We start from the raw sequence: 5,650 nt of genomic DNA on the forward strand, positions 1-5,650 counted from the left end.
CTACCTCCGCACCGGAAAGCGGTTGGGCCGCAGGGTGACCGAGATCGCCCTGGTGTTCAAGCGCGCTCCTCACCTGCCGTTCGACGCCACCATGACCGACGAGCTCGGCAAGAACGCGTTGGTCATCCGCGTGCAGCCCGACGAGGGCATCACGCTGCGCTTCGGATCCAAGGTGCCGGGCCACGCCATGGAGGTCCGCGACGTGAACATGGACTTCTCCTACGGATCCGCGTTCGCCGAGGACTCCCCCGAGGCCTATGAGCGACTGATCCTCGACGTCCTGCTTGGTGAGCCGTCGCTGTTCCCGGTCAACCAGGAGGTTGAATTGTCCTGGGAGATATTGGATCCCGCGCTGGAGCACTGGGCCTCCCACGGGAAACCCGGCCCCTATGAGTCCGGTGGCTGGGGTCCGGATTCGGCGTTCGAGATGTTGCAGCGGTCCGGCAGGGAATGGAGGCGGCCATGATCGTCGATCTCGAGAACACCACGACCAACGCGGTCAACAAGAAACTCGACGGGCTGCGCGAAGAGGGTGGCGCGTTCACGATGGCCAGGGTCCTCACCCTGGTCATCGCGCCAGACAGCGAAACCGTCCTCGAGGAGTCCATCGAGGCGGCCAATGCCGCCAGCCGTGAGCACCCATGCCGGGTGATCGTGGTACTCCCCGTCGACCGCGAGGCCGCCGATCCGAAGTTGGACGCTCAGATCCGGGTGGGGCACGACGCCGGCGCTGGCGAGGTCGTCGTGCTCAAACTGCACGGCCCGTTGGCCGCCCAGGCCAGTAGCGTCGTCACGCCGTTCCTGCTGCCCGACACCCCGGTGGTGGCCTGGTGGCCCGATGTCGCGCCGCGAGTGCCCGCCGAGGACCCATTGGGACAGTTGGCAATACGGCGAATCACCGATGCCACCTACGGCGCCGACCCACTGGCCTGCATCAAGAGCAGGCTGGAGGGTTACACCCCCGGTGACACCGATTTGGCGTGGAGCCGCATCACCTACTGGCGGGCGATGCTCACTTCGGCGCTGGACCAGGGCCCGCACGAGCCGATCCAGTCCGCACTGGTGTCCGGGCGCAAGGAGGAACCCGCCCTGGACATCCTGGCTGGTTGGCTGGCCAGCCGCGTCGACGGCCCCGTCCAGCGCGCGGTCGGCGATCTCAAAGTCGAACTCGTCCGCGCGAGCGAGACGATCAGGCTGAGCCGCGCGCAGCAGGGCGTCACCGCGACTCTGAGCCGGACAGCCAAACCTGATGCCAAACTACCGTTGGCGCGCAGAGAAACTCGCGATTGTCTGGCCGAGGACATGCGCAGGCTGGATGCCGACGCAATCTATCTCGATGCCCTGCGCGGCATAGACAAGGTGCAATACACATGAGTCAAGTCGTCGCGACCTATTCCGACGCAGAAGAATTGGTGGGGGCAGCTGGTGATCAGCTGATCAGTGCTATCCACGCTGCGGTCGAGGCGAGGGATCAGGCGTTCATCGTGCTGACCGGCGGCGGCACCGGGGTGGAGGTGCTGAAACATATCGGTGAGCACGGCTCGAAGATCGACTGGTCGGCGGTGCACCTGTTCTGGGGCGACGAGCGTTACGTGGCAGCAGACGACGACCAGCGCAACGAGAAGCAGGCCCGCGAAGCACTGCTCGACCACATCGACATCCCGTCCCACAACATCCACGCCATGGCCGCCTCCGACGGCCAGTTTGGTGCCGATCTGGATGCGGCGGCACTGGCCTACGAGCAGGTGCTGGCCGCCCATGCACCGGACGGCGAGCCGACCCCATGGTTCGATGTGCATCTGCTCGGGATGGGCGGCGAGGGTCACATCAACTCGCTGTTCCCGCACACCCCCGCGGTGCAGGAGACGTCCCGGCTCGTCGTGGGTGTCGAGGATTCGCCGAAGCCGCCGCCGCGTCGAATCACGTTGACCCTGCCCGCCGTCAACCGCTCGCGGGAAGTCTGGTTGGTCGTTTCCGGCGGCGAGAACGGCGACGCGGTTGCCGCGGCGTTGGGCGGGGCCGAGGCCGTCGAGGTACCCGCCGCTGGCGCGGCCGGCACGAACAAGACGGTTTGGCTGCTCGACGCGGAGGCGGCGTCCCAGATCAAGGCCTAACAGTCATCTCGGCCGCGTCGGGGCGGGGTGTGGTTTGCCGATCCGCTTCTTGGACGGCGTCGTCGCCCGCGGTGTCAAACTTCGTGGTCAAAAAATTGGTTGGCGGAATCGCCTTCGATGGCTCGGCGCGTGCGTCGCGATCACCAACGCGGTCGCTCGCCTCCAGTGGCATCGTCGCTGTGCTCGCCCTGATCGTCGGCGGGACAGATCGACCTTTCACGGTTCCATCGCGCCGTCGCCGTCACAGCAGTGCCCCTGGAGGGGCTCGTGTCATGGGTCGGGATTCGCGCTGTAATCGAGCCATATTCTGAGACCAAGACGATGCTTACGGTTGAGTCCTGCACAGCGTCAGACAACCCCGTGGTCGTCGACGTCTCACGTGCGCACCCAAGACTCGCATGACATGCGAAGGAGCCTTCCCATGGCAGTGGTCAGTATCGGATCTGGTGGACGTGTCGGCGTCCCCGAATTGCGGCTGCCTCCGGGTCAGAGGCCCGTGGACGACTGGCCGGTCCTGACGGCTGGCCTGACGACCGACGTCGGGGCGCACGAGTGGACGATCACCATCACGACCGAGACGGGGCACCGAGCACCCACGGGATTCGAACGCGCTCCCCTTCGCGGCGCGACAGCAGTGACACAGGAGGCCGCGGAATTCTGCGAGCAAATCTCGCACGAACATTCCAGTACCGGTGAGAGCACCAGGGGAAATCGAGAGCGATGAACGCTATGAGCCCCGACGAGCCGACAGAAGCCTCCCCAGCGGTCGGCACCGGAGGCGCCGCTGGTTCCGGCCGCGCTTCCCGAGACCGGACCGAGCTCGAGACCGCTGGGCGCTCCGGCGACTTCAGCCGCGAGATGTTCGCATGTCCGAACTGCGGGCACCAGCTCAGCATGTTCATGGAGGCGCGGTCCAAACGAGGGGATATGGCCGCTGCCCGGCTGGCCAACGTTGCCGGCTCTTGGCCCTTCCTGCTGATCCTGGTGCTGGCCATTGTCGCGTGGCTCGTGATCAACACGATCGTGCCGCTCTTTGATCCTGACTCGTCGGCCATGCTCGACTATCTCGGAACGGCTCTCGCGACGGTCGCGGCCTTGCAGGGACCGCTTATCCTGCTTACCCAGCGCCGCGAGTCCGATCGTGACCGCGCGCGAGACATTGAGGCATTCCACATTTCTCAGCACGTCGAGGCGGACCTGCACGCGATCAGTCTCGCCATCGACTCGGTGCTCGAGCGGCGGGGACCGGACCGGTCGTCAGGTACGTCAGGTACACCTATGGGCAATCGCGAAGCGGATGACCCAGAACAGGAACCGCACACGCCATCGAAGGATTCCGCGTGATTCGTGATGCTTCTGGCGACCAGAACGCGAAAGCACGATGAGCGAATAGCAGTCGTGGCTGGACGCTCAAGCGCCTACGTGTACCGCACTCGCAAAGCGGAACCTTTACGCCTCTGAATGCCCTAGGCCAAGGTGCTGGCTTTCCTTGCGGCGTCGAGCTATTCAAGCGCGCCTGTCGAAATGCGGCCAGGAGGTCAGCTATGACCAGAATGTCACCGACGTCGACGACCCGCGACGGGATCACCCGCCCGAGGTGCCCCGGCACGCGGCTCGGGGTTGTCACCAGTAACGCTGCTCGTGCCATGGGTCGCCGCGGAGGTGGTATCCGTTCCGTTCCCAGAACCCCGGGTCGTCCGAGGGCATCATCTCCATTCCGAGAACCCACTTCGCGCTCTTCCAGAAGTAGAGATGCGGCACGAGAAGTCGGGCCGGACCGCCGTGCTCCGGCGTAAGGGGTTTGCCCTGCGCCCCAGTGGCTATCCAGGCCTGCCCACCGAGGAGATCTTCGAGACGAAGGTTGGTGGTGTATCCGCCGGAGCTACGCACCATCACGTAGTCGTAACTGGTCTGGACATCCTCGAACAGCCGGTCAAGCGACACGCCTCGCCAGGCCATGTCCAGCTTCGACCAGTGGGTTACGCAGTGAATGTCGGTGACGATGTCTTCGACGCCCACCTGGTGAAGCTTATTCCAATTCCACCGGTGCGCGACCTTGTCCTCCGTCGTGATCGAGAAGCTCCATCGGCTCTCGTCGACGTTGCGCGTGGGTCCGGTCGAGAGCACCGGCCAGTCGTCGACGAGAGTCTGCCCGGGAGGCACTCGCGAGTCGCTGGAACCACGCCGTCCTCCGAAGCTGCTGTTGATCACTTCCACGACTGCACCCTTCTGTCGAATTCGGCGAGGTGGCCTGGTGCGGAGGTAAGCGCGGAGACCAATCGAAGTATCTGGCGGCAGGAGGGGAAGGCAACTGATCCGCGAGGCGACAACCACTGCTGGAGTTGTCATGAGCTGGGTCAACCATGGCCGCACTCGGCCTCCGGTCGGCACGGTTCCAATGTACCGACGAGTCCGTCAATGAACCGATTCGCTACATGGCTGAGGCGACCGGAATGGCGCCCTGGGCCAGCTTCAGACGGGTCCACACGTTCATGTTGATGATGACCGCGGCGATCTCTGCGACGTCGCGCTCGGTGAAGTGCAGCCGCAGCTCGTCGTGCAGGGCAGGGACCTGCACGTGACAGAACGAGGTGAGGCCTTCGCAGTACGCGAGCGCGGCTCTCTCCGCGGGCGAGAACATGCTGCTCTCACGCCAAGACGCCAGGTGTGCAGCCTGTTCGGACGGGATCCCGATGCTGGCCGCGACCGCGGCGTGCAGAATCAGGCAATAGGAGCAAGGGTTCAGCTGCGCGACGCGCAGGCGGAGGAGCTGTAGCAGGCTACGATCTCCCGACAGGTTTGCCGAGTAACCGAACTGCGCAGCCATGTCTTTGGCCAATTGGTGAAACGGCGTGAGGTCTGGGTCGAACCGGATGTTTTCGAACCGGACATTCCCGAGCATCGAGTTCTGGTTTGCGGCGTTGGTCTCAGGCATCACCAGCACCATCCCTTCCTGCGTCGGGCACATTCACGGCCAGGGTGTACTCGGGGTTGCGTGCGATGAAGGGCCGGACCGCCGGGCACCTCGCGGTCGCTCGTATGCCTCCGCAAGAATGCTGTCCAGCGCCCTGCAGATGAGTTCGGTTGCCAATCCCCGTCCACGGTAGTTCGGCAGGATGGCGGCCGCCCATCCCCGTTCGCATCCGCGAATGGGGCTGGCCACCGCTGTCCAGCTCATTGCCGAGGTGAGCCGAACCGAATCGCGCAGCCAGATGTTGGACCATGTAGTACAGTCTGGCGCACAGAATGCCGATTCACGCGAGCTTTGGGAGAACGCGCATGGAGGCGTCCGACGTCCACGGCGCCTTCCGGCCGCAACGATCGAACGGTAGAGGAGTTACGCGTTACGTTCCTCCGTCTGCTGCGAGATGCTATGGCTCGCAATCTCACTCACCGTCGCGTGACACACAAGACCTCTTCTCCCCACACGCGGGGTGGCCTATGAGGTGCCGGAGCGAAGCCGCACCTCGTTCGTCTGTGAATGATCAGCCGACGTTGCGGACTCGAACCGCTGGCCGAGTTGTTCGCGTTACCAG

Annotated in this window: 5 protein-coding genes and 1 pseudogene; 4 read left to right on the plus strand and 2 right to left on the minus strand. The window is 64.6% G+C overall.

Annotation, left to right across the window (positions count from 1 at the left end; genetic code table 11):
• The 4 genes and pseudogenes from TL10_RS29180 to TL10_RS29195 form a co-directional block, all read left to right on the plus strand.
• Positions 1 to 466: pseudogene (locus TL10_RS29180) on the plus strand (glucose-6-phosphate dehydrogenase); the annotation flags it as partial.
• Positions 463 to 1,374: a glucose-6-phosphate dehydrogenase assembly protein OpcA gene (gene opcA, locus TL10_RS29185; protein WP_043988429.1), complete on the plus strand. Its 912-nt coding sequence runs from the start codon at positions 463 to 465 to the stop codon at positions 1,372 to 1,374. The pseudogene TL10_RS29180 and the gene opcA, both read left to right, overlap by 4 nt.
• Positions 1,371 to 2,114 carry a 6-phosphogluconolactonase gene (gene pgl, locus TL10_RS29190; protein ID WP_043988425.1) on the plus strand — a complete coding sequence of 248 codons (744 nt, stop codon included), beginning with the start codon at positions 1,371 to 1,373 and terminating at the stop codon, positions 2,112 to 2,114. The genes opcA and pgl overlap by 4 nt, the downstream gene beginning before the upstream one ends.
• 729 nt (positions 2,115 to 2,843) lie before the next feature.
• A complete protein-coding gene (locus tag TL10_RS29195; protein WP_070354552.1) occupies positions 2,844 to 3,458 on the plus strand; it encodes a DUF1003 domain-containing protein in 615 nt (204 codons plus the stop codon).
• Positions 3,459 to 3,737: 279 nt separating this feature from the next.
• On the opposite strand, the gene TL10_RS29200 is transcribed toward TL10_RS29195, so the two are convergent.
• Positions 3,738 to 4,331: a molybdopterin-dependent oxidoreductase gene (locus TL10_RS29200; RefSeq protein ID WP_043988427.1), complete on the minus strand. Its 594-nt coding sequence runs from the start codon at positions 4,329 to 4,331 to the stop codon at positions 3,738 to 3,740.
• 214 nt (positions 4,332 to 4,545) lie between these two features.
• Positions 4,546 to 5,061: a carboxymuconolactone decarboxylase family protein gene (locus TL10_RS29205; protein WP_234711572.1), complete on the minus strand. Its 516-nt coding sequence runs from the start codon at positions 5,059 to 5,061 to the stop codon at positions 4,546 to 4,548.
• Positions 5,062 to 5,650: the final 589 nt, after the last annotated feature.

Source organism: Mycolicibacterium llatzerense, assembly GCF_000878195.1.
Lineage (GTDB): Bacteria > Actinomycetota > Actinomycetes > Mycobacteriales > Mycobacteriaceae > Mycobacterium > Mycobacterium llatzerense.

Excerpts from the sequence above, each read along its gene's own strand:
- opcA (WP_043988429.1), top strand. The coding sequence starts at position 463 with ATGATCGTCGATCTCGAGAACACCACGACCAACGCGGTCAACAAGAAA.
- pgl (WP_043988425.1), top strand. The coding sequence starts at position 1,371 with ATGAGTCAAGTCGTCGCGACCTATTCCGACGCAGAAGAATTGGTGGGG.
- TL10_RS29195 (WP_070354552.1), top strand. The coding sequence starts at position 2,844 with ATGAGCCCCGACGAGCCGACAGAAGCCTCCCCAGCGGTCGGCACCGGA.
- TL10_RS29205 (WP_234711572.1), bottom strand. The coding sequence starts at position 5,061 with ATGGTGCTGGTGATGCCTGAGACCAACGCCGCAAACCAGAACTCGATG.